Source organism: Cryobacterium glucosi, from assembly GCF_004402235.1.
Classification (GTDB): domain Bacteria; phylum Actinomycetota; class Actinomycetes; order Actinomycetales; family Microbacteriaceae; genus Cryobacterium; species Cryobacterium glucosi.
This window is the reverse complement of sequence record NZ_SOFS01000036.1, coordinates 40,368-63,192: the sequence shown is the minus strand read 5'-3', so window position 1 is coordinate 63,192 and position 22,825 is coordinate 40,368. Positions and strand designations below refer to the sequence as shown.

At 61.3% G+C, this 22,825-nt stretch carries 16 protein-coding genes and 2 pseudogenes; 2 read left to right on the top strand and 16 right to left on the bottom strand.

All coding sequences use genetic code 11. The annotated features are described in order from the left end of the window. The 16 genes and pseudogenes from E3O46_RS15225 to E3O46_RS15150 form a co-directional block, all read right to left on the bottom strand. A pseudogene (locus E3O46_RS15225) lies at window positions 1-460 on the bottom strand (IS21 family transposase); the annotation flags it as partial. Window positions 461-1,947: 1,487 nt separating this feature from the next. Then, window positions 1,948-2,181, bottom strand: a pseudogene (locus E3O46_RS18875) (LbetaH domain-containing protein); the annotation flags it as partial. A 347-nt stretch (window positions 2,182-2,528) separates the two neighbouring features. Further along, window positions 2,529-3,647, bottom strand: a complete 1,119-nt coding sequence (locus tag E3O46_RS15210) for a glycosyltransferase (RefSeq protein WP_166787397.1) — start codon at window positions 3,645-3,647, stop codon at window positions 2,529-2,531. Window positions 3,648-3,705: 58 nt separating this feature from the next. Beyond that, on the bottom strand, window positions 3,706-4,284 hold the full coding sequence (locus E3O46_RS18360; protein ID WP_166787398.1) for a hypothetical protein: 579 nt from the start codon (window positions 4,282-4,284) through the stop codon (window positions 3,706-3,708). Between the two features lie 335 nt (window positions 4,285-4,619). After that, complete coding sequence (locus E3O46_RS15205) at window positions 4,620-6,068, bottom strand: O-antigen ligase family protein (protein ID WP_134562004.1); 1,449 nt, start codon at window positions 6,066-6,068, stop codon at window positions 4,620-4,622. After that, window positions 6,022-6,348 carry a serine O-acetyltransferase gene (locus E3O46_RS19070; protein ID WP_420897750.1) on the bottom strand — a complete coding sequence of 109 codons (327 nt, stop codon included), beginning with the start codon at window positions 6,346-6,348 and terminating at the stop codon, window positions 6,022-6,024. Before E3O46_RS19070 ends, E3O46_RS15205 begins: the two co-directional genes overlap by 47 nt. Before the next feature lie 215 nt (window positions 6,349-6,563). After that, window positions 6,564-7,394 (bottom strand): glycosyltransferase, encoded by an 831-nt coding sequence (locus tag E3O46_RS15195; protein WP_134449686.1) that lies wholly within the window; start codon window positions 7,392-7,394, stop codon window positions 6,564-6,566. 83 nt (window positions 7,395-7,477) lie between these two features. Next, entirely contained in the window at window positions 7,478-8,641 is a 1,164-nt protein-coding gene (locus E3O46_RS15190) for a lipopolysaccharide biosynthesis protein (RefSeq protein ID WP_134542301.1), read from the bottom strand. Between the two features lie 709 nt (window positions 8,642-9,350). After that, a complete protein-coding gene (locus E3O46_RS15185) occupies window positions 9,351-10,841 on the bottom strand; it encodes a sugar transferase (protein ID WP_241984916.1) in 1,491 nt (496 codons plus the stop codon). Window positions 10,842-10,972: 131 nt separating this feature from the next. Beyond that, complete coding sequence (locus E3O46_RS15180; protein WP_134449689.1) at window positions 10,973-12,394, bottom strand: tyrosine-protein kinase domain-containing protein; 1,422 nt, start codon at window positions 12,392-12,394, stop codon at window positions 10,973-10,975. A 144-nt stretch (window positions 12,395-12,538) separates the two neighbouring features. Next, window positions 12,539-14,287, bottom strand: a complete 1,749-nt coding sequence (locus E3O46_RS15175; RefSeq protein ID WP_166787399.1) for a DUF4012 domain-containing protein — start codon at window positions 14,285-14,287, stop codon at window positions 12,539-12,541. A 157-nt stretch (window positions 14,288-14,444) separates the two neighbouring features. Then, entirely contained in the window at window positions 14,445-14,975 is a 531-nt protein-coding gene (locus E3O46_RS15170) for a hypothetical protein (protein ID WP_134449691.1), read from the bottom strand. 167 nt (window positions 14,976-15,142) lie between these two features. Next, complete coding sequence (locus tag E3O46_RS15165; RefSeq protein WP_241975228.1) at window positions 15,143-16,630, bottom strand: sugar transferase; 1,488 nt, start codon at window positions 16,628-16,630, stop codon at window positions 15,143-15,145. A gap of 112 nt (window positions 16,631-16,742) precedes the next feature. Beyond that, the gene (locus E3O46_RS15160) at window positions 16,743-17,747 is read right to left on the bottom strand and encodes a hypothetical protein (RefSeq protein ID WP_134449693.1); all 1,005 of its coding nucleotides are present in this window, start codon (window positions 17,745-17,747) and stop codon (window positions 16,743-16,745) included. A gap of 2 nt (window positions 17,748-17,749) precedes the next feature. After that, the gene (locus E3O46_RS15155; RefSeq protein ID WP_134449694.1) at window positions 17,750-18,454 is read right to left on the bottom strand and encodes an arsenate reductase/protein-tyrosine-phosphatase family protein; all 705 of its coding nucleotides are present in this window, start codon (window positions 18,452-18,454) and stop codon (window positions 17,750-17,752) included. Continuing rightward, on the bottom strand, window positions 18,451-19,899 hold the full coding sequence (locus E3O46_RS15150) for a tyrosine-protein kinase domain-containing protein (protein ID WP_134449695.1): 1,449 nt from the start codon (window positions 19,897-19,899) through the stop codon (window positions 18,451-18,453). Before E3O46_RS15150 ends, E3O46_RS15155 begins: the two co-directional genes overlap by 4 nt. Before the next feature lie 401 nt (window positions 19,900-20,300). Here E3O46_RS15150 and E3O46_RS15145 point away from each other — a divergent pair, with 401 nt between their 5' ends. Next, window positions 20,301-22,046, top strand: coding sequence for a putative bifunctional diguanylate cyclase/phosphodiesterase (locus E3O46_RS15145; RefSeq protein ID WP_166787400.1), 1,746 nt, complete (start codon window positions 20,301-20,303; stop codon window positions 22,044-22,046). A 38-nt stretch (window positions 22,047-22,084) separates the two neighbouring features. Next, complete coding sequence (locus E3O46_RS15140; RefSeq protein WP_134449697.1) at window positions 22,085-22,822, top strand: CPBP family intramembrane glutamic endopeptidase; 738 nt, start codon at window positions 22,085-22,087, stop codon at window positions 22,820-22,822. Window positions 22,823-22,825: the final 3 nt, after the last annotated feature.

Genomic DNA, 22,825 nt, shown 5'->3' with positions numbered 1-22,825 from the left:
GGAACCGTGACCAGGCCAGCCAGGCGATGTAGAGCACGGTCTTCTTGCCGTCGATCACGGGGCCGTCGCCGAAGTCGTACTGAATCCACATGCCCGGCTCACAAATCCACGGGCGGTGCACGCGGGTGTTGCCGAGGCGGTAGGCGGCACGAACCTGAGCGAAAGCTCGGCGGGTCGAGCGATCCGAGCCCGTATAGCCCAAAGCCACGAGTTTCGTGTGGGCGATGTCGGAGCGCAGCTTGCCCTTGGAAGCGACCATCCATTCCTCAAGCTTGGGCATGAACGGGTCCATGACCCGACCACGATTGACCGGGTTCGCAATCGGCTGGCCAGCGTCGCGAGCGGCAACATGGCGAGCAACCGTGTGATGGGAGCACCCCGTCAACTCTGCGGCGCCCCGCAAAGATTTGGTCAGATCATACGCAGCGAGTATCTCCATGATTTCTACGTCTACCTTCATAAGTGGGCCTCTTCCTGAGCTTTTTGATGCGTCTAGATACCGCAATCAAACCTCAGGGAGAGGTTCCGCCGTTTTAACGGGCGGGTTCAGACCAGGAAGTGGGCAGATCTCATGGCCACCAGCGGGCAGTTTTCCTGGCCGTCAGTGGGCAGTTCCGTGGCCGCCTATGGGCAGCTTGTCATGGCCGCCGACACGGACTCACCCCTGACATGGCGGCGCACGATTTCAAGCTTGATCTCGAAATCGTACTGTTTGCGGTCTCTCGTCACCAGCGCCCCGAACCTCGTATCTGCCATCGCTGATACAACATTTGGACCGGAGACCCGGCAAGGTCAAGAGACAAGGCCACCGACTTGGCAGTAAAACCCTGCTCGAACAACTCGACAGCCGAAACGGCCTCGGAGTGACTCAACGTGCTTTTCGAGTACATCTGACTACTCCCTGAAGATGGAACCCTAAATTCGGTGTCCAACTTTCGGGGACCACTCCACTCTTGCGCGAGTACTTCCCGAAAGGCACCGACCTCTCGANGTTCAGACCAGGAAGTGGGCAGATCTCATGGCCACCAGCGGGCAGTTTTCCTGGCCGTCAGTGGGCAGTTCCGTGGCCGCCTATGGGCAGCTTGTCATGGCCGCCGACACCCGTTTCAGCCGAGCGCGATTCCTACCCCTGTTGCAGGCGAACGTGGGCCCTAGGATTACGGTGTTGACCGAAATCCCTAGGGTCTGTCCCACGGGAGGACCATCCGCGACGCACGGCGAGGACAAGATGACGAATAGGCCGTCTGATGAATTGGACCCAATTGAGATTCCGGTCATCAGCCTTGCTGCAGCGCCTGGCTCGAGAGAAGCATGGGACCGCCCTAGGTTTGTGATCTATCTGTGGGCTGCAGCAGAGTTGCTATTCGTTACGAATCCATGGCAAGTCAGTTCCGGGCTTCGCGTTCGAGTACTGAGGGCATTCGGTGCAGACATTGGCCCAGGTGTCATATTCCGCCCCAGAACCCGAGTGAAGTTCCCGTGGAAGCTACACGTAGGAGCGAACTCTTGGATCGGGGAAGGGGTTTGGTTCCACAATCAAGACGAAGTATTTATCGGACATGACGTTTCAATCTCGCAGGAGACACTCCTAACGACAGGCAGCCACGCCCATCGTCGCGACATGGCGCTGATTACTAAGGCGATCCGAATAGGCGACGGGGCCTGGGTGACTTCCCGATGCATTGTCCTCGGCGGCGCTGATATCGGTCGTTCGGCACTCGTGACACCCGGAACAACTGTGAACGGTGCGATTCCTGCAAATCGGGTCTGGGGCCCCCGTAGCCCAGAGGATCTCGGCCCGCGATTCCGCGCATAAGGTATTGACTCGATGGCGCTCCGGAAACGAGTCGCCTGTCTAACTAGATTTTGGCAGCGCTTCACACCGGCTCCAGATCTGCCTCGCGCCACCGCGGCAAGACACGAAAGAGATTGCGGTGATGTGCTCAGCTACCCCTTATCGCTCACGTCGGAACTATCGACACGGAGAGCTGTACTGTGCGCGTGCCTCTGAGCATCAGAATCGAATCGTTTCCGGATGACTCGAGCGGGATTCCCGACGGCAATTCCGTAAGGCTCAATGTCATGTGTCACCACAGCGCCAGCGCCAAGCACGGCCCCCTCGCCGATAGTGACCCCACCGAGAATAATGACGCCACCGCCAATCCACACATCACTTCCAATCTGTACGGCATCCTGCGGGACTGCGGGTCGATCTCCAACCCACGTCGAGAACGCCATTGGAATTCCCACCTCGTCGATCGAATGATCCACACGACCGACAATCTGCACTCCGCGCCCAATCAGGCAGTAGTCTCCGATTGCACCGTCGACTTCGATGACTGTGCGTTGGCCAATCGAAACATTGTGACCGACTCTGAGCCCGTGCACCGAACTCAAGGTGCTGTCATTACCCATTCGCAAGTTCTTGCCGTACGTCACCGGCCCATGGATCATTAGTCGTCGCTGCAATGCACGAACAACTCCCTCTAGCGGTGCTGGGATACGGCTGCGGTTCTTGGGCACCTTGACTACCGATTCGACGGCCATCCATCATCTCCGAGTTCCTGTTTGGTGTTTTTGAGTGCCGACGCGATCCCCGCCGCCATGGCTTCCGCCGAATATGTCTTCCGAATTGCGATGCTGATTCGCTGTCGCTCGCATGCACTGCCGGCAGGCGCGAGCGCATCAAGAGCGGCCGCAAGTGCAAGCGGCGAGTCAGTCTCGAAGAACTCGACGCCACCGATTCGAGCGAGCTCGAGTTCAGGAGAATGCGGTTCGTCCCTTGAGATCAGCATAGGAACGCCAAACCCGAGGCTTTGTGTGAGGCTTAGCCCAACGTAACCCGGCGATACGGAGCACAGAGCGTCTTCATAGAGATGGCGAAGTTCATTCACATCGGCGACCTGGCCGAGAAAGGTTACCGAAGCATTGCCGCCCAGCTCCGAAACAAGGTCGGCGAGGGCCTTGCGTTCGGCGCCCTCTCCTACGATGACAAGCTGCACGCCGCGGGTGGCAAGATCGCTCCTCAAGAATCCTCGGATGAGCAGGTCTACTTTCTTATCGGAAACGAGGCGCCCCACGTACAGGACGCTGGTGTACGGGCCTTCATTGGCCGGTACAGTCAAGGCATCCCTTGCGTACAAAGAGTTCGGCGCCACCCAGACGGGCGACCCTGGGAGCTCTGCGAGCGCAAAGGGAACGCTATCGTACCCGTAAAGCACCGTCCCGTTCGAAAGACGCCGCATCGAGCGGCGTAGCACCGCCGTCCTACTGCCTCTTCCGGAGCGAGGGTGCAAATGGCCCCATAGGAGCGTTCGCCTACCCAGAATGCGTCTCAAACCCAGCAATGTCCACGCCGTGAGGCTGCGCGGATTGAGGTCGAGGATCGTGGTCTTGGCGCTGATCGCTGTGCGCCACCCCCCCAGCTGGACAAGTACGCGTCCGGCAAGGACGTAGTTTCTAACTTGCACATATAAGGACCTACTGATTCCGGTTCGAATAGTGGGATCGACGTGCCGATCACCAGCAAACAGGATCACGTCCAAAGACAAATCAGCTTTGAGCTCCTGGATGCAATATTCCCGATAGAAGGGAAGGACGGCGAGATATAACGCGTCGAACTTACTGGCCGGCGATTTTCTGTACATTTGAGGACCTCTCAACGTGAACTGGAAGGATAAGCTAAGCAATCGACGATTAGCACCTTCAACGTCGGAGCCTTTGTGCGGTGACGTATGTATCCCAAAGGCCAAAGCGGTCCACAACCGCCTCGAAAGCCACGTCATTCTCGTTCTTGAGGACGTTGCGACGCCAAAGCGCGCTGCTTTGGCTTGCACCATTGGATGGATATTCGCGACCGGTGTCTACCTTTACCGCTTCGATGCCCGCCAAAGATGCCATGACTTTGAACCAGATATCGTCCGCGGACGGACAAATGAGAGAAGCCGTCGCCCAGTCAAAAACCCGCGGATCCAGAGAATGTGGCGGGTAGAGAATGCCACCCCGACCGGTCAGAAAAACGAGTTGGCCGGGTACACCGGCCTCTGCTGCCGGCCATTCCGTGTATGGGCGGGCACGATTGCCCTCCATCTTTATTAGAGTTCCTCTGGTTCCGACTACTGTTCCAGGAAAGGTCAGACTGGCCGCGTCGAGCTGTTGAGCCCAGGATCGCCAGTAAAGGACGTCGTCGTCCGCAGTTAAAATAGTCGCCTCAGGATAGATTGCGATGATCGGAAGAAGCTTCTTGAACGACCGCATATTTTCGGGCGTGAAATGTACATTCACTCTGCCTTTTGTAGCGGCAAGTAGTCGCCGTAGATTGGGAGGGAGGTCCGACTCACCGCCCGGGAACTCAAGGGTCGAGAGGACAAGGTAGATCGCATCAACGGCTATCGATTGTTTAAGCAAGCTTCGAATCGTCAAATGCACAGCGCCAATGCGAGGCGGATAAGTGGTCAGCGCAATGACTCGAGTTGCATCGTCGACGCTTCGTGGATCACGGGTTGGCCCCATAACGCCAAGCGGTAGTCGTACCCACAATTGGGCGCAGATGCGGTCCACTCGAGTCTGTACGGCCGATCGTATTCGCGCGACTAGACGCAGATAAGAATTTCGCATGATCAATTCCCGTGCGCTCCCTTCGGATTCGTGTTGCCTAGACCGGTAAGCACTCGGTCCGTGCCATGTCCTCTTTGAGCGACTGCTTCCGTCAGCACAGGAGAGGTGTTTGCAGCCGGTTCAGCCGCAGGCTCAAGTGCAAGCAGCGTGGCCGCTGCCATCCACCCAAAGACGTCGAGCAAGCCAAATGCCCACGTACGCTCGAGTAGACCCGAATAGATTACCGGGATGAACAAGAGCGCGGTCTGGGGGGCGGTCCATTTATCCGCTTGCCGCAGCGCAATCACGATCAAGATGATGAACAGTGCAATACCTAATGCCCCGGTCGTGTATCTAATATCGAGCCATTGATTGTGGACAGAATATGCCTCATCCCTGGAGATCGTGCCCACAGCAACCTGATTTCCCCAGATGAGCGCGCCGAATCCAAAAAGTTGACTGTCCTCTAGTTGAGCAGAAGCAAGCTTCCACAAATAGGCGCGGTTTGTAAAATCAGTTGGATTCAGGGGCAGATAGGGAAGCACAATGCCAAGAGCCAATCCGACCGATGCCGTCCCAATCGTTACAAACCGTCGCCAAATTCCGCCCATCGACGTGGAACTCATGCCCGTTACCAGGACAAGAATCGTAACAATAAGGGCGACTTGAAGCGCCGTCCGGCTACCAGAGATGTAGACCACGCTAAGGAGATAAACCGCCAGGATCCAACGTGTCGCGCCGCGCAACACAAGGAATATGCACGGGATTGAGGTGGCGACGATAAGACCGATTGTGTTTTCCCCGGTAGTCACTCCAAAGAAAAGATTGCCGAGCGGGCCGCACTTGTCTGCACGGCATATCCTAAACGCGGCAGCATAGTTCACGAGAAGGAAAATGCCACTTGCGACGCAGACGGAGAATCCAAAGAACGCCACCCCGAGCCGAGCGCCACCGCCGCGCGGCAGCACTGAAGCACCCAGAAACAGTGCGAATAAGGCGATGATGCGAGGGTTCCCAATGGCAGACGCACCCGCGATGGCAGAAGAGAAATCCGTCATCACCACCAGAAGCCCCATAAGCAGCAGGGGAGTTGATAGGCGGTCTCTTTTGACGATACCGAACACAAAGAAGGTGAGGAATCCTATTCCGATAATGGCATAGCCAGCGAGCTGCATTATTTGCGCCGCTCGAGGATTAGCAAGTATCGTCGTCTGCCCGAAGACGTTAACTATGGATACGTTTCCGCCATCAAACTGTGTGAACACCGATGATGCCAACAGGAGCCAAGCTATGAGGACCACATAGGTGGTCGTGATATTCCACTTGGAAACCACGTCACCACGACGTACGCCGCGAAGCCAGACCCACACCGCACCTAGAGAGGATCCAGTGACGAGCGCAATAACAATTGGTTCAGTCACTCGCTCAAACCCCTGGAGCCCGGTTTTGAAGGATTCGTCCAGGATTTCCAACGACGGAAACGTCTTCAGGTACGTCCGTTACTACGACCGCATTTGCGCCAATTCGCACTCGAGCTCCAATGGTAACGGCCCCGATAACGCAAGCGCCGGATCCAATCGATACGCCATCTCCGACAGTAGGCGAAGCACCACCGTCACCCTTATTGCCGATGGTGACGCCTTGGCGAATGACCACGTCAGAACCAAGTCGGCTATCCACATTAATTACAAGGCCGAAACCGTGCACGATTTGCAGCGCAGAGCCGACGTGAGTCTTAACCGGCAACTCCATCCCGAAAACCCATTCGGAAATGAACACGTACCACGCAGTTACAAAATATGACAGCAGACTTGGGCGGTCGGAAAATGGATGTCGGGCCGCCTGCGCCAACCTAAATGTGACCAATAAGAGACGAGTGCGGGGCCTGTGGGCGTTCGCAGCAAAATCTTGAAAGACCCAACTAAATCGGAATCCTGGGGTCGTCGAAACCGTTCGGCCGTAGTTCTTCATGTCGTTGAGCCGTCGAGATCGGCATCGCTATAGACGTCGAGTACATAGTCTCGCCCGAGCATTTGTGGAACCAGACCCCCCGGTCGCCGAGATAGCTTGTATAGCGCCCGATCGGTGACCGATTGAAGGGGCGCCAGCGACCTACGTATGGAGTTCACTCGTGCGGAGTGGAACCTGGCACGAACGCTTTCGGCTTCCACGCTCGACTGGTTCGCACCCGTAATGCTGCCGGGGTGCAGTCGGAACGACGCGACCTCGGATGAAAGGTAGCGGAGTGGCCCAAAGGCTCGAAGCTTTAGGAACAGATCAAAATCCATTGCATATCGAAGACTGGTATCCAGTCCGCCAACGGCTTCGACTGCTTCACGGCGAAATAGACTACCCGGCTGGGGGACCAAGTCTTTACCCCAGCGCAGATAAGCGCTCGCAAAGCGACCGGGCCGAGCAACGAAGAGAGTCTCACTCGCGGCGTCAATGTATCGCACGCACCCGTACGTGCCGGAAGCCGCTGCATTTCTGACTAGCGCGTCCTGCGAAATGCGGAGAGATCCCGGTGCAAGTAGATCATCGTCGCCAAGCCAAGCCAGGAAAGTCGAGTCTTTTAGCTCCGCCCATCCTTCATTGACGGCCGCCGATATTCCCGGCGTGTCTGACGCAACCACAACCGCGGGAGTCCCAGCCGCAATCAGTCTCACCTCGTCCGGACGAGGTGTCACGATGACAACCTTAAGATCAACGCCACGCTGTTCGAACATCGATTTCAAGGTACCGCGAAGCCATGCCGGGCGCGTGCCTAACGTCGGAATCACCATTCCGATTTGTGCCATTTCAATCTCCTATCAATACTTCGACTTGGCGAACGATGATCTCGACGGTCGTACTCTCCCGGATGCTGAGATCTTCTAGATAATTAGGCAACAGTCTCAAGTTCGGGATTTGCGGTGGTCTCACGTACCGAACGGCTATTTGCGCGCACACGAAAGACATTAGGAAATACCTGAAACAACAGAACTCCAACACCGGCAGCCAAGAAGGGCGTTATTGCTCCGAGGGCAGGCACGAATAGCCAAGTGGCACCAATCACGGATGCAGCCATCGGGATGCCCCAAAGCGCCTGAAATCGAAGGTCCCGTGGAGAAGTAAGTGAGACGCCGAGAACGAGCTGGACCGATTGAACAATGATCAGGAGACCACATCCCAGGAATATCATTGCGCTTGCTTCCACCGCCGAATGTGAAATCACGCCGGCCAGCCACGGCCCGAACAACATAAGTCCGATAATGCAAACCAAACCGGCACCTGCAAAGTAGAGAACCATTCGCAAAAGTAGCGCCGAATTACTCTCATTCCGCGATCTATTGCGCGCAAATATGGGCCAGAGCGACGTTCCAGCCGCAATGAAGAAGGACCACAATGGCGCATAGAACTGCATTGCAATTGAGTATGTGGCAACTTGGTCAAGCGTTCCACGAGAGGCGAGAACGATCCGCCCCCATTGAAAGGCAAAAGCCGAAACAACACTAATCATGAGATACCACATCCCCTGAGATAGAAGCCCGGGGAGATGAAACTTGCGGTATTGGAAGACAGTCAACCATCGGAATCGAATCCGCTTGGTCGCGATCCACAAGGATACAAAGGAGCTAATCAGGCCACCAACGACCGGGGGGAAAACTAATAGCTCTGGAGAAAGGCCCATTCCAACGATCACTGCGGTGCCCAGGAGACTCAGTATCGGCCCTAGCGAATTAACTACGATCGCGATCGGATTCATCAGGAGCGCCAAGAGCACCCGTTGTCCAATCCCCATCGGAATGGTAGCTGCGAAGATCACGATCACAAGAGCAGTCACAGTATCAAGGCGGCCCAACCCAGAGTTTTCGAGACTCAGGACCTCGGACCATGAGAAGAAGGTCATTCCGAGCAAGCCCAGGCTAGAGACAATGATCATTGACACCAGCATCACGCGGATCGCGCTGGCCACCGCCTTTGTACGAATCGGATCATCTACTTCCGACATGGAGATCGCGTTAATAACACCGGCCCCTATCCCGAGATCGGCGTAGGGCACCAACTGGGAAAGGGTTATTACTACCGCAATCGCGGCATAGCCAGCCGCTCCAGCATGACCAATGACTAGAGAAGTTGTCAGGAATGTTGCGAGTGCGGTGACGGGAAATGTACCAACGCGGACAAGCGCGCTAAGCCCGACACTGCCGAGACGCCGAGACCGAACGGCATTCAATTTGCGCCATCTTTCGCCGGGACCGAATGGTATCGATGCCTCGAAGTTTCAGCTCGACCTACTCCAACAAGACTTCCTTCGTCGTGGAAGCCAACCCACGCTCCATCGTCCCACGAAAAGTCCGGTCTTTCGTTTCGGTACCCCAGCCCGTGAACTGCATGCTTCGCGAACTCGAGGGATTCCGCCTTGGGATTACGGTGCAGCCCCGTGCCCTCTTGCGATAGGTGTCTAGGGGCCCGAGAAATCCGCTCTGCAAATCCCTGACCCGACTGCGACTGCGGTATGGCTATTCGAGCCGGGATTGCGCGCTGCGACCGTACTCCTCTTCTGAAGAAAGAGCGCCACAGTCGCGCTGTACCGAGTGAAAGATGAGTCTGAGCAGCTGGCGGGTTCCAAGGAACTGTGGTGGCGCTTCGAGCGAAGCCATCGCAAAATTGCGGTCTTCCTGAAGTCTTCAAGACAACCCAGCAACGATCGCCCCGTAGATCAGCGATCGAGTGGTATCCGATGCGCACCATTCCGGTTGCTGCATTGCACATTAGTAGGCACCATCACTTGCTAATACAGCACGGGCCGTCTGCCACAAGATCACGATGTCTCCAGTGATCGACCAGTTCTCGACGTAGTAGAGATCCAAGCGGACCGTGTCCTCCCACGACAAGTTGGACCTACCGCTTACCTGCCAGAGGCCCGTAATACCGGGCTTCACGAGGAATCGACGATGAACGTGATTCTCATATTCAGCAACTTCCCGTTCTAGGGGGGGTCTTGGCCCGACCAAGGACATCGAGCCACCAAATACGTTGAATAACTGCGGAAGTTCATCGAGGCTAAAACGTCGAAGGTACTTTCCGATGGGAGTAACTCGAGGGTCCTCCTTCATCTTGAAGAGTACGGAGTTGCCTTCAGTGCGCGCTTCGTCCCGGAGCCCGACTAGCAGTGCTTCTGCATCTGTGACCATAGATCGGAACTTCAGCATGCTGAAGTGTCGACCGTTAATACCCACTCGCTCCTGCCGAAATAGCACGTCCCCAGGTGTGCTGAGCCGAATTACGGCTCCGATGATGAGGAGGAACGGCGAAAGTACGACTATAAGCAAACCCGAGCACAATAGATCGAAGGCACGCTTAGCAAAGAAATTCCGGCCTTCGAACCTTGGCGTCTCGACGTGGATGAGCGGCAATCCAGCGACCGGTCGGGTGTGGATACGTGGACCACCGATGTCCGTCAAGCTCGGTGCGACGACTAGGTGTTGTCTGCCTGGTTCCAGGCTCCAGCTCAATTCTCGAACTCGTTCTGGTGACAGCTCGTCACTACTGGTAATCACAACCGTGTCGGCGCCCACTGCGGTCATCGCCGCCTGCAATTTGTCGAGATTGCCGAACACAGGTATTGCACTGTCCGGTAGATACCCCGCTACGAGCCCGCTGGGAATACAAGCCCCGACGACGAGATAACCGGCTTTGGGCTGGCGCGCCAATTGACGAGCCAAATGCGTTGCGGACACTTCCGACCCGACTAGGAGCACTCGGGAGGAATAGCGCCCATCGAGACGGTGCACTCCAAGCCATTGTCTCCACATCCAACGCGAAAGAGCGAGAACTGCCAGTCCGAGAGGAAACGCGATGAGAATATAGCCTCGCGCTAAATCGATCTGGAAGAGATAGGCGATTAGCGCCACCAGACCGAAAAGACGGACAGTGCTTCCCGCCACCAAGCGGTACTCCTGCCAGCCAGTGCCCAGCACTCGGTAGCCTCGCGAGCCATAGATACCCAAGGAAATCATCCATGTCACGATGAGCACAATGGAGATTACTGAATAGCTGATCGCTGTGTCCGCGAGGCTACCTCGAAATTGCACATCCGAGGCTGCGATGCCGAACCATGCGATTTGGACCCCAAAAACTACCCAAATCAGGACAAGAAGATCAGAAGCGACAAGTCGAGCGGCATATGAAACCCTCCAATTTCGCCCGCCGGTCTGTTCGATCTCAATAGGTACCCCGGCTATGCCAGTGCGCTTTTTCATATTGCTCCTCATGGCGCTGCACTTTCCGCCATGTCTCGATTTGATTGACGCCAACGCCAGACCACGACGACGTAGGCAAGAAGGTACCCCATTGTGGTTACGGTGGCATTAACCAGCGAAATTCAGTCGATCTATACCTTCTTGATGCGCGCGCGGCTCCGGACCTTTTCGTCCGTGACGTCCTGGGTATACCCATAGCCATATCCATAGCCGTAGTGACCGTAGCCGTAAGCATCAGGGCCTTTGGTCGGCAGCATGGTCAGCACGAGTCCCGAAACCGGTGCACCGACGCTCCCCAATGCTGCGATTGCGCCCCTAAGTTGATTCTTGTGGGTGCGGCCGGCCGCGACCACGATGATGGCCCCACCCACATTCTTCGCGAGGATTGCCGCGTCCGTAACAGGCAGCAATGGCGGCGAGTCAAAGATCACCACGTCAAAGGTGAGATTGAACTGCGCAATGAGATCGGCCATTCGGGCTGAACCTAACAGCTCACTGGGGTTGGGCGGTATCTTGCCTGCCGGGAGCACGAAGAGACGACCCTCGCCCCACGGCTGAATAACGTCGGACAATTCCGCTCGACCGATTAGGACGTCGGTGAGTCCAACACTCCCCTCTACACCCATATAGTCTGCGATCTTTGGGCGCCGCAGATCGGCGTCAATGAGAAGAACACGGCCGCCAGCATCAGCCAGTGTGATCGCGAGGTTTGCACCCGTGGTGCTCTTTCCTTCGCTTTCTATAGATGATGTTATGACGAAGCTGCGTTCTGTCCGACCCACGTCAAGGAACTGGAGATTCGTTCGAAGAGAACGGAACGACTCAGCCCGGGGACTGCGCGGGTCCACATGCACGATGAGCGGGCGTTCCTTGGCTTTCGGGTCGAAGACGATTCCGCCCAAGATCGGCACATCAGTAACCTGCTCGACGTCGCGCTCATTTCGAATGCGAGTCTCCATCGCTTCGCGTAGGACTGCTAAGCCGATTCCTAGAGCAAGTCCTATCAGAGCACCCAGCGCAATATCCAGCGGGACGTTTGGGCTCACTGGCTTGCTGGGCACTGTTGCTTCTTGTGCCCGGGTGAGTTTGACAGGCGATACGGCGTCAATGGCTTCGGGAGTCTCGATGGACTGGACAACGGCAGTAAGGCTCTGAGAAGCGGCATTGGCAATATCGGCGGCCCGCACGGGATCCGGGTCCAGGACGGCGATTTCAATAATCGACGTGTCAAGAGGGGCTGAAGCCGTGACCTGCTTTGCCAAATCAACGGAAGTCATGTTAAGCCCGAGGCTTCCAATCACCGGAAGGAGAACGATCGGTGTAGCCACTAGATCGGCATAAGTCTTCACTCTGGCCACAGTAAAGGTGTTGCCCTGCGCCAGCTCCTGGCTTGTGCCTCCGCCCTGCGTTGAGACGAAGACCTTCGACGACGCATTGTATAAAGGCGTTGTCGTCAAAGAGTAGGTGGCACCCGCTCCCAGACCAACGAGCAACAGAAGTACGATGAGGACCCAGCTCTTACGTAAGACCCGAATATAGTCGCGAAGTTCCACTCAGCGGCCTTCCTATGACGTTCACTTTCGAGGCCGACTTCTGACGCCCCCCATTATGGTGTCACAGTTGCGACCTACGGTGCGTCAAAGAATGCCTGTCGGACGCAGCGTTAACACCCCCGACATATGACGGTCGAGAGACAGTCATCGCTGTGGCCAGAGCAAGGAATCGCAGCGTGACGACGCATTCGTTGCGACAACTCGCGAAGTACCAGGAGTGATCTGAGCAGAGACATCACTCGTCAGAGGTCCAGCCCCTAGCCATCCAAATGTGAGAACCGCACTCTCTCCTGGAGCCAATTCGATGCTAGATGCGCTAACCGGATAGGTCGCATCAGTCGCCGGGTGGTAGCCGATGACGACGTTGTCTCGCATGACGCCCAGGTTCTGCATATCTGGTGCCCCGTAAACCGATACGATCGTCTTCACGTTTCCGGGGGTGACACCAAAATGACCTCCCCCCGTCACATATTCGGGCAATGACTTCGCAGCATCGGCGGGTGCCGTGTTCTTCAGATTCACAGTCACGGCATAATACGGCCGCGCGTCCTGTCGACAGACAGCATTGCCGACAGCTACCTGCACGTCCAGGTGTGTGTCCATTTTTGCGCCAGTGGCATCGTTGAGGTAGACGCCAAACCGCGTCGTGTCGGCGTCGGTCACCGGTAGACGACCGGCCAAGGAGGTGTCCTGGAGAACAGCCTGGTCGTCATCGTGTGCGCTCCAAACCAGAACGCGTCGTTCGGCACCAGCTTGGCCCAACGCCTCGAGGAGCGACTTCGGGTTAGCGCCGCCGCTGGCCAACGCCGAGAATACCGACGAGGCGGCCCCCGCGAAGAATGCGTTCTGGTCGGCTGGCTTCGTGTATCGCGCGTAGGCATCGCTTAGCAGGAGATGTACGGCATTGTCCGAGGTAAGGACGTCGCCTGTCGCCAAAGTAATGGGGCCGGTGGCTTTAAGGAGATAACTGAGGGCCACCGGGTCGATGGAGATGACGCCGTCGGCCTCGACACCAAACTGGCGTTTCCACATTTCGCGCGCGAGTGACGCCGATAGCGGAAAATTCGGCGTGAGAGTGACGTCCTGAATATATTCGCCGACTATGTCGCCGTAAAGCCCTCGCGTCTCTGTTGGAAGAGGCAAGACCGGTTGCGCGTAATGCGGGAAGTCAGTGCCAGCGGTTTGCTGTGCGAGGGTGATCGCACCGTCTTCCGTGTGGATAAGGGCGAGTGCACCGGGGATGCCACCGGAGGCACGGAGTTCCGCGGGGTTCTGGAACAGCACGATATAGTTGCGTGGCCCGGAGGCCCCGAGCATGCCGGGCACAACACGCACGGCGCGGTCAAGCGTGTTCACGGCGTCGGCCGCCTTGTCCACCGAAGTTGACAGCTTTTCCGCCGCGCTGGTCACCACGGACAGTGTGTCCGTCGTGTCGATCGCGTCGACACGTTGCTTCACGGCGGCGAGAGCTGCATCGGCCGCATCGATCTGGGGCTGGGCATCCGTCATCGGTTTGAGGTTGATCGCACCGTTGACCGGTTTGAAGTCGCTCAGGCTGATGGTTCCGGCGATCTTCGTCAGAGGAAGGACGGCCTGTTGGGCAATGTCGTCGGTCGCGGCGGCGAGCTGACGAACCACCGTGAGGTTAGGGCCGAGCACCGGGATGCCTTCGAATGCGCGCCAGACCGGGTCGCTGGTGAGAGCTGCGGCACTCGCGGAATGGTCGGACAGGGCTCGGGCCGTTGGCTGGGCCGATTCGCCATCGCCGGCGACCACCTGGGCCTGGATTTGCGCCGCGAGCGGAAGGGCGGCCTCGAGCTCACCCTTAGCGAGGTAGGCGCGCACGCCCACCCAGGCGACGATCCCGACGAGTAATACAAGGGGAATGCCCACCGAGAGCCAAATTCGTCGTCCCCGTCGACGCCGACCCTGGACCGGTGCAGATGCGTGCGCGTGGGACATTCGTCTAGTAAACCAGACAAAAACGACAGGCCCCGAGCGTGTGCTCGGGGCCTGTCGAAAAGCTGTGCGCCGGGGTCAGCGCGGGGTATTACGCGTTGGCGCGCTTGCGACGAACATAGCCGAGCACGAGGACCAGTGCGATGCCGAGGAGGACGGCGCCCGCTGCGCTCCAGATGAGGAGCATCGGGGCGTTGTAGCCGGTGCTCGCGAGTCCGGCAGAGGTGCCGGCATCCGCTGCGACGACGGTAATGGTCGAGGTGCCGATGAGGCCGGACGTCGCCCCGGTTCCGGTGAGCGTGTAGGAGCCGGTGGCGTTCGTCGGCAGGGTGACCTTGACGGCCAAGGCCCCGGTTGCGGTCGCGGCCTTGGCCAGCGTGGCAACGTTGGCCTTGACGGCCGACAGGGTGGCGGTTCCGGAACCGTCTACCGAGATGTTGACGGTCTCGCCGTTGGTGTAAGAACCGGCGATGAAGTCCACCGCGACACTGCCGCCGGCGACCGGGGTGCCGGTAACGGTGTCATTGGTCGGGGGTACGTACCCGGCTGCGTTGGCGGCGGCGGGTGCGGCGAAGATAGCCAGAATCGTGAGCGCTGCCGCTGCGAAAGCCTTTTTTGCCATGAGTGAATCCCCCTGCTGAAACGTGATTGGATGTGCCGGCGCGTGCGAACGTCTTGAAGGCACTTCTTTACCATACGGTAGATTCACAGCTGAAGTCAGGGCTGGACGGCCCCACGAGCGTCGACCCGCCGGAATGACCCTCGCACTGGGGTGGCTTGTGCCGGCGATCAGTAAGCGCCGGTGCGCTGGAGAACGGTCTTCGCCGTGCGCCACAGGATCGTGAAGTCTCCCGCGAGCGACCAGTTCTCGACGTAGTACAGATCGAGGCGAACGCTTTCTTCCCAGGACAACGTAGATCGGCCATTGATCTGCCACAGTCCGGTGATTCCCGGCTTGACGAGGAACCGGCGATGAACATGGCTCTCGTACTGGTCGACTTCTGCAGCGAGGGGCGGGCGCGGCCCGACGAGGGACATGGTGCCGAGGAAGACATTGACAAGCTGGGGCAGTTCGTCAAGGCTCCACCGGCGCAGGAATCGGCCGAGAGGGGTGATCCGGGGGTCGTTTCTCATCTTGAACAGAACAACGTTGCCCTCGGCACGGTCGAGGGTGCTGGTGTCCGCGAGCCGGTTTTCCGCGTCGATGACCATGGAGCGGAACTTGAACATGCGGAATGTGTCGCCGTGGAAGCCCACCCGGGCCTGACTGAACAGCACCGGACCGGCGTCGCCCACCCGAATGGCGAGAGCGACCAGTGCGAACACCGGTGACAGGACCACGAGGAGCAGACCGGACACCACCAGGTCGAAGGCGCGCTTGGTATGGATCTTGCGGCCTTCGTAGCTCGGCGTCTCGACATGCATGAGCGGTAGCCCGGCGACCGGGCGCATGTGGATGCGCGGGCCACCGACATCGATGAGTCGCGGAGCGACCACGAGGTGCTGCAGCCCGGGTTCCAGGCTCCAGCTCAGCTCGCGGATGAGCTGAGCGGTCATTTCGTCGGCGCCCGTGACGACGACCGTATCGGCACCCGTCGCGCCGAGGGCCGAATGGACGGTGTCGATGGATCCGAAGACCGGCACCTGAGTGTCCGGGAGCACGCCGCCCGCGGCAGCGCCGGTGATGCAGGCCCCCACGACCCAGTAGCCGGCGCCGGGCTGGCGGGACAGTTCACGGTTGATGCGCGCCGTCGAGGAGAGTGACCCGACCAGGATCACGCGGGACGAGAACTGGCCGTTGGTGCGCTGGACAACCAACCATTGGCGCCACATCCACCGGGAGAAGATGAGCACCACGATGCCGAGCGGGAAAGCGATGAGAATGTAGCCGCGGGCCACGTCGATATGGAACAGGTACGCGACCAGGGCCAGCAGCCCGAAGAGGCGCAGGGAGGAGTTGGCGATGAGCTTGTATTCGTCGGGTCCGGTTCCGAGCACCCGGAGGCCGCGCGTGTCGTATGCCGCCAGGATGATCATCCAGGCGGCGATGAGCACGACCGAGACGACGCTGTAGTTGACGGCGAGATCAGAGTGACTGCGGCTCATGGACAGACTGGCGGTATCCACCCCGAACCACAGCATCTGCACGCCGAACACGACCCAGATGAGCACCAGGAAGTCGGTGAACATGAGGCGCCGGGCGTAAATGCGACGCCAATCGCGCGCGGCAGGAGGGCATGCGGTGCTCTCGACGGGGGACGCCGTGGATGCGCTCATGTCTCCTCCGAACGGGTGCGCGCCCGAAAGGATCCGGGTGCACAGACACATTCGGGGTGTCTCGCTCAGCTACCAGTCTAGGAACGAACGGTGTGCCCCATTGAGGGGGGTGTTACTTGAAGGTCGCTCCGGAGTCGGTGGAACGCACGACCTGCTCGCCGGCCCAGAGCCAGATGGTTCCGGCTGCCTCGGAGACGGCGACCGTTCCGGCCATGGCCGTCGCCGGGGTGCTCACGGCGTAGCAGCCGGCCACGGTGGGTGCGAGAGCGTCGGTCACGGTGAGTAGCTGGGCGCCGGCGCACTCGGGACGGCCCGCCGAGACGACGAGGTAGCCCGAGGTGGCGGGGGCGAGGGCGAGGGCGATCGCACCGGGGAGGGTTGCCGGGGTGGACCAGGTGACGGCGGCATCCGTCGTAGTGAAGAGGCGACCGTCGCCGCAGAGCGCGGCCGCGGCGGTGTCACTCCGGGGGGCGAGGGAAACGACGGCGTCGCAGGGGGCGGGGTGTTGGCCGGCGGGGGCGTGCACGACGGCGCGGTTGGCTGGGTTGACGTACCAGCTGGTGGCGACCTGCTCGGGGTAGGCCTTGTAGTTGTCGCCGGAGACGAAGGTCTTGACGACCTCGGGTGCGCAGCCGGCGGCGGTGAGGCCCATGAGGGTGACGGTGGTCGCGGAGGACGCGGACAGGCTCTGTACCGCGGTGACCTTGGTGGGGCCGGTGGCGTCCGTGCTCGCCCAGGTGGCGCCCGAATCGGTGGTGAGTTCGGGGGTGGCGGCCGTGGCGGGGCAGGCGCCGGTCGAGGCACGCCATGCGGTGGTGGCGCTGACGGCCGAGAGGATGCGGGTGGCCGGGACCGCGACGATGCCCGCGGAGTCGGCGCCGGCGGTCGGGGTGGGTGTCGGCGTGGGCGTTGCGGTCGGCGTGGCCACCGGCGTTGCCGGGGTCGTCGTGTAGGTGGGGATGGGGCGCGGAGCCGAACCGCTGGCGGTGGCGCGGGTGGAGTTGATGGCCCAGAGGATCAGCAGGATGTCGAAGAGGATGAACGCGGCGACGCCGATGTAGACCCAGACGCGGCGGCGGGAACTGTCTTTCGGAACGTGACGGACGTTGCGAGCCATGGTCAGGCCACCTTGGTGAGTGCGCCGGTGAGTGCCGTCGCGATCGTCGCGGCCGAGGCGTCGATCGCGACTCCGACACGGTCATAGGTGGCGAGGGAGCGACGGTACGGGTCTCCAATGTCATCGTCGGCCGGGTCGGCCGGTGGCGGGGTGAGGCCGCGGCTGGCCGCGATCTCGGCGATGAAGGCGCGGAGGGTGTCAGCGGCAGTGAGAGGTGCGGTGCCGGCGTTGTGGTCGGAGTGGCCGACGGGTGCGCTGTCGGCGCCGGGGCGTTCGGCGGCGGCGTGTTCCGCTGCGGCAAATTCGGCGTCGCGGAGGCCGTCGATCAGACGGGCCAGCTGGTTGAGGGTGAAGGCGTAGCGGGCGGCGCGCGGGTGCAGGGAGACGACCTCGCCGCGGTGTTCGCGGTCGGCAGTGACGACGAGGTCGGCGTCCGCGACGAGCCGCGCGGTGAGCTGGCGGGAGACGTGGGCGCGCGGGTCCCCGCCGTAGCGCACGGACAGGGCGGCGGCTTCATCGGGCATGCCCTTGCCGACCATGGCATAGGTGCCGGCACTCGTCACGCGGACGGGGATACCGGAGTTCGTGAGTCGTGTGGTGAGCAGCTGCTCGGCGAGCGGCGAACGGCAAATGTTTCCGGTGCAGACGACCAGAATGCTGAACGGAGGCTCGGCGGCTGGGGCCGTCGGGTCTGGGTCAATCGTCAATTTCGCACCTTCGTCTTTCGGACCCCATTTCGGGGGGTGATGTCCACAGTATCGGCATCGTCGGCGCCATAACCATAGCCGTAGCCATAGCCATAGCGGCCGTAACCCGAGGCATCCGCCCCTGAGGTGGGCAGCATCGTGAGCACCAGGCCGGACACCGACGCCCCGACGTTTCCGAGCGCGGCGATGGCGCCGGTCAGCTGATTCTTGTGCACGCGCCCTGCGGCCACGACGACGAGGGCGCCGCCGACGCTCTTGGCCAGGATGGCGGCATCCGTCACCGGGAGCAGCGGCGGGGCGTCGAAGATGACGACGTCGAAGTTCTTGTTGAATTCCCCGATGAAATAGGTCATCCGGGCGGAGCCGAGCAGTTCGCTCGGGTTGGGCGGCACCTGGCCGGCCGGCAGCACGAACAGTTTGGAGCGCCCCCACGGCTGGATGATGTCGGCCAGATCGGCGCGGCCGACGAGCAGGTCGGTGAGGCCGACGGTGCCGTCGATGCCCATGTAGTCGGCGATCTTCGGGCGGCGGAGGTCGGCGTCGACGAGCAGGACGCGGGCGCCCGAGTCGGCGAGCGCGATGGCGAGGTTGGCGCCGGTGGTGCTCTTGCCCTCGCTCTCGATCGATGAGGTGATCACGAAGCTGCGGTCGGTGCGGCCGACGTCGAGGAACTGCAGGTTGGTGCGCAGCGTACGGAAGCTCTCGGCGCGCGGGCTGCGCGGGTCGACGTGCACGATCAGGGGTCGGTCCTGGGCCTTGGCATCGAAGACGATGCCGCCGAGGATGGGGATGTCGGTGACCTGTTCCACATCGCGCTCGTTGCGGATGCGGGTGTCGAGGGTTTCGCGGAGGACTGCGGCACTGACGCCGAGGGCGAGGCCCACGAGCAGGCCGAGGGCGATATTAAGAGGTACGTTCGGGCTGACCGGGGCGCTCGGTACGGTGGCCTCCTGCGCCCGGGTGAGCTTGACCGGGGAGACACCGGCGACGCCGGTGGCGGTGGACTCGGGGGTTTCGATGGTCTGCACGACGGCGGCGAGGCTGATCGAGATGGCGTTGGCGATGTCGGCGGCCCGCACAGGGTCTGTGTCGCTGACCGCGATCTCGATGATCGAGGTGTCGAGCGGGGCGGATGCCGTGACCTGCTTGGCGAGGTCATCGGCGGTGATGCCGAGCCCGAGGGTGCCGATCACCGGCAGGAGCACGATGGGGGCGGCCACGAGGTCGGAGTAGGTCTTGACCCGCTGCACCGAGAAGCTGTTGCCCTGGGCGAGGTCCTGGGCGGTGCCGGTGGACTGGGTCGAGACGAAGACCTTGGCGGATGCGCTGAATTTCGGGGTCTGCATCAGCGAGTACGTGGCCGCGGCGGCGACGGCGACGAGCACGAAGATGAGGATCATCACCCAGCTCTTGTGGAGGATGCGAATGTAGTCGCGAAGTTCCACTAGGCGGCCCTTCCTGTGTTGACTTACTTTTTGGCGCACGGCAGCACGATTCGTGCGCCCCTGACATGTTGTCACATAAGATTCGCGCTCTCCGTCCGTGACTGGGCAATGTGCCTCAATGGGGGTCATGAATCTAGGCAAATGGGGGTGGGGCGAGCGGCGGCCGAGCGGCGACATCCGCCTGGGCGGGGGTGGCGGCGGTAGGCTCGCTGCATGGGCGCGACATTTGCATACAACGAGGTGCAGCGGGAGTCGTCTTCCGCGTGCGGAACCGGGCCAGCCCTGGCCCCACCACAGATAACCGGCTGATGGACGATTCAGGGGGGAATCGCACACACCGATGGAGAGAATCTCTGGGGAGATTCTTCCGGGCCGAGCTGATGGTCACGTTCCATCCGGGAATGTTCGACAACCCGAAGGTGGCCGGGCTGCTGCTCGGCAGCCTGACGACGTTCGCATCCCTCGTGCTCTTCGTCTACGTGGGCACACCGGAGGAGAGCCTGGCCCCGCACGCCGGCCTGTTCGTCCTCATCGCGTGTGTCTCGCTGCCGGTCGGGCTGCTGTCGATTCTCTTTCGCCGGTTTTTCACCCGGGCCGTGCGCATGATCGTGCTCACGTTCCTGCTGCTCGACACCGCTGTCAGCGTCTACCTGACCGACACCACCTCCTCGGCCCTCGCGATGAGCACGTGGATCCTCGTGATCCTCGCGCTGTCCTATATGTTTCTGCCGATCCTGCAGTCGCTGCCGTTCGCCGTGGCCGGCACGGTGCTCGTCACGACCGCGCTGTTCGTGCACCCGGGCATGCGCGGCATCGATCTGCTCCTGATCATCCCTGCGGCGATCATCGCGAATTTCGGCCTGCACTGGCTCGTGACGAGCGCACTGAAGTCGGAGACCGATGACCTGACCCGGCTCGGCAACCGGATCTACTTCAAACGCATCCTCAACGATCATGTCCGGAGCGCCGCGCCCGGCGACGTGACGACGGTCGTGCTCGTGGACCTCGACCACTTCACCCTCACCAATGAAGTACGCCAGCGGTCCTACGGCGACACGATTCTCATCGACTTCGCCGCACGGTGCACGCGGCTCGGCGGCCCGGACTCGGGCGCAGTTGTCGCCCGCACGGCCGGCGACGAATTCGCGATCCTGCTGCCGGGCATGACCACCTGGCAAGCCGAGGCCGCGGTCGAGGCCATGCGGGCGGATGTCCATGTGTTCTCCGCGGGCATCGCCGGCCACGAGCCGGGCGAGTCGGCCTCCGGGCTCCGCACGCGGGTGACCGAGGCGCTCTCGAGCGCCAAGCGGGCGGGGCGCGGGACCACCCGCGTCCATGGCGGGCACTACGCGACCGCGACCGCGGTCGGGCAGGCCATCGCCAACGGCGAATTCAGTCTGGTGTTCCAGCCGATCGTGGACCTGCGCACCCGGCGGGCCGTGGGCGCCGAGGCGCTGCTGCGCTGGACGCACCCGACCCGGGGCGCGATCTCGCCGGCCGAGTTCATTCCGCTGTGCGAGGCGAGCGGTGCGATGCCGCGCCTGGGCGACTGGATTGTCCACACCGCCGTGACGACCGCGTCCTCGTGGACGATGCCGGTCGAGCCGGGGGCGCCGCCGTTCTACGTGAGCGTGAACGCCTCGGGCATCGAACTCGGCGACCCGCACTACGCCGACCGGCTGCTCGCGCTGTGCGCGGCTGCGGCGCTGCCGGCGGGAGCGCTCAAGATCGAGCTCACCGAGAGCGACTACGTCGTGGAGTACGGCGCGGTGCACGCGAACATGGCCCAGCTGCAGACGTCGGGCATTCCGATCATGATCGACGACTTCGGCACCGGCTCGTCGAACCTCGAGCGGCTGAGCGAGGTGCGGGCGAACGTGCTGAAGATCGACCGCCGCTTCATCTCGGCGATCGGCTGCGCTGCCGACGACGCCCCGCTCGTGCAGTCGATCCTCGGGCTCGCCCGGGGTCTCGGCAGCAGCGTCATCGCCGAAGGGGTCGAAACGGATGTCCAGGCCGATTGGCTCGAGGAAAATGCGTGCCGTTTCGCGCAAGGGTATTTGTTCTCCGGGCCCGTGGCATCCGCCGACCTTGCCGCGGTGTGCGCGGGGCTGAGCGCGCGCTCGGCGGCGTTGCGCCCGGAATAGGCGGGCGGGGCGCTCGGGCGACACGATAGTTTGAGTGCATGACCCACCCCACACCCGCTGCGCCCGACACTCCCCCGGCCCGGCGCGTGCGCTGGGGTCTCGATGACGCGGCTGCCGGCGCGGTCGGGGCGATCCTGCTCGTGCTCGCGGCCGACTGGGCGCTCAGCCATGGCTACCTCACCGACCCGCGGCTCGTCGAGGTGCTCAGCTACCTGGTGGTGTGGGTTCCGCTGCTCGGAAGCGTGCTCGTGGCCTGTTACCTGCGCGGCTCCCGCTCGCTCGCCCGCGATTTCGGGCTGGGCTTCCACCCGTTGGACCTGCTCTGGGGGCTCACGATCGGGCTGCTGACCCGGGTGGTGGCGAGCCTGTTCGAGATCGCCGGCTACGGGCAGATGGGCACCGCGGGCGCCACGCTCGACGCCCCGGCGCACGACGCGTGGTGGATCGTGCTGTCGCTCCTCGCCCCGGTGCTGATCGCCCCCTTTATTGAGGAGCTGTTCTTCCGCGGGCTCCTGCTGCGCGCGGTCGCCGCGGCCAGGGATGCCCGCCGCCCGGTGGCCCTGTCCCTCGCGTGCACGGTGAGTGCGCTGGTGTTCGCGCTGGTGCACGTGGTGGATGCCGGTTCGCCGACCGCCCTGTGGGTGGTCGGGGCCGGGACGTTCGTGTTCGGGCTCGCGGCGGCATCCGTCACCGCGGTCACCGGGCGGCTCGGCGGGGCGATCATCGCGCACGTGGTGTTCAATGGGCTCGTGGTGGTACCGGCGCTGCTCGGGTAGGTG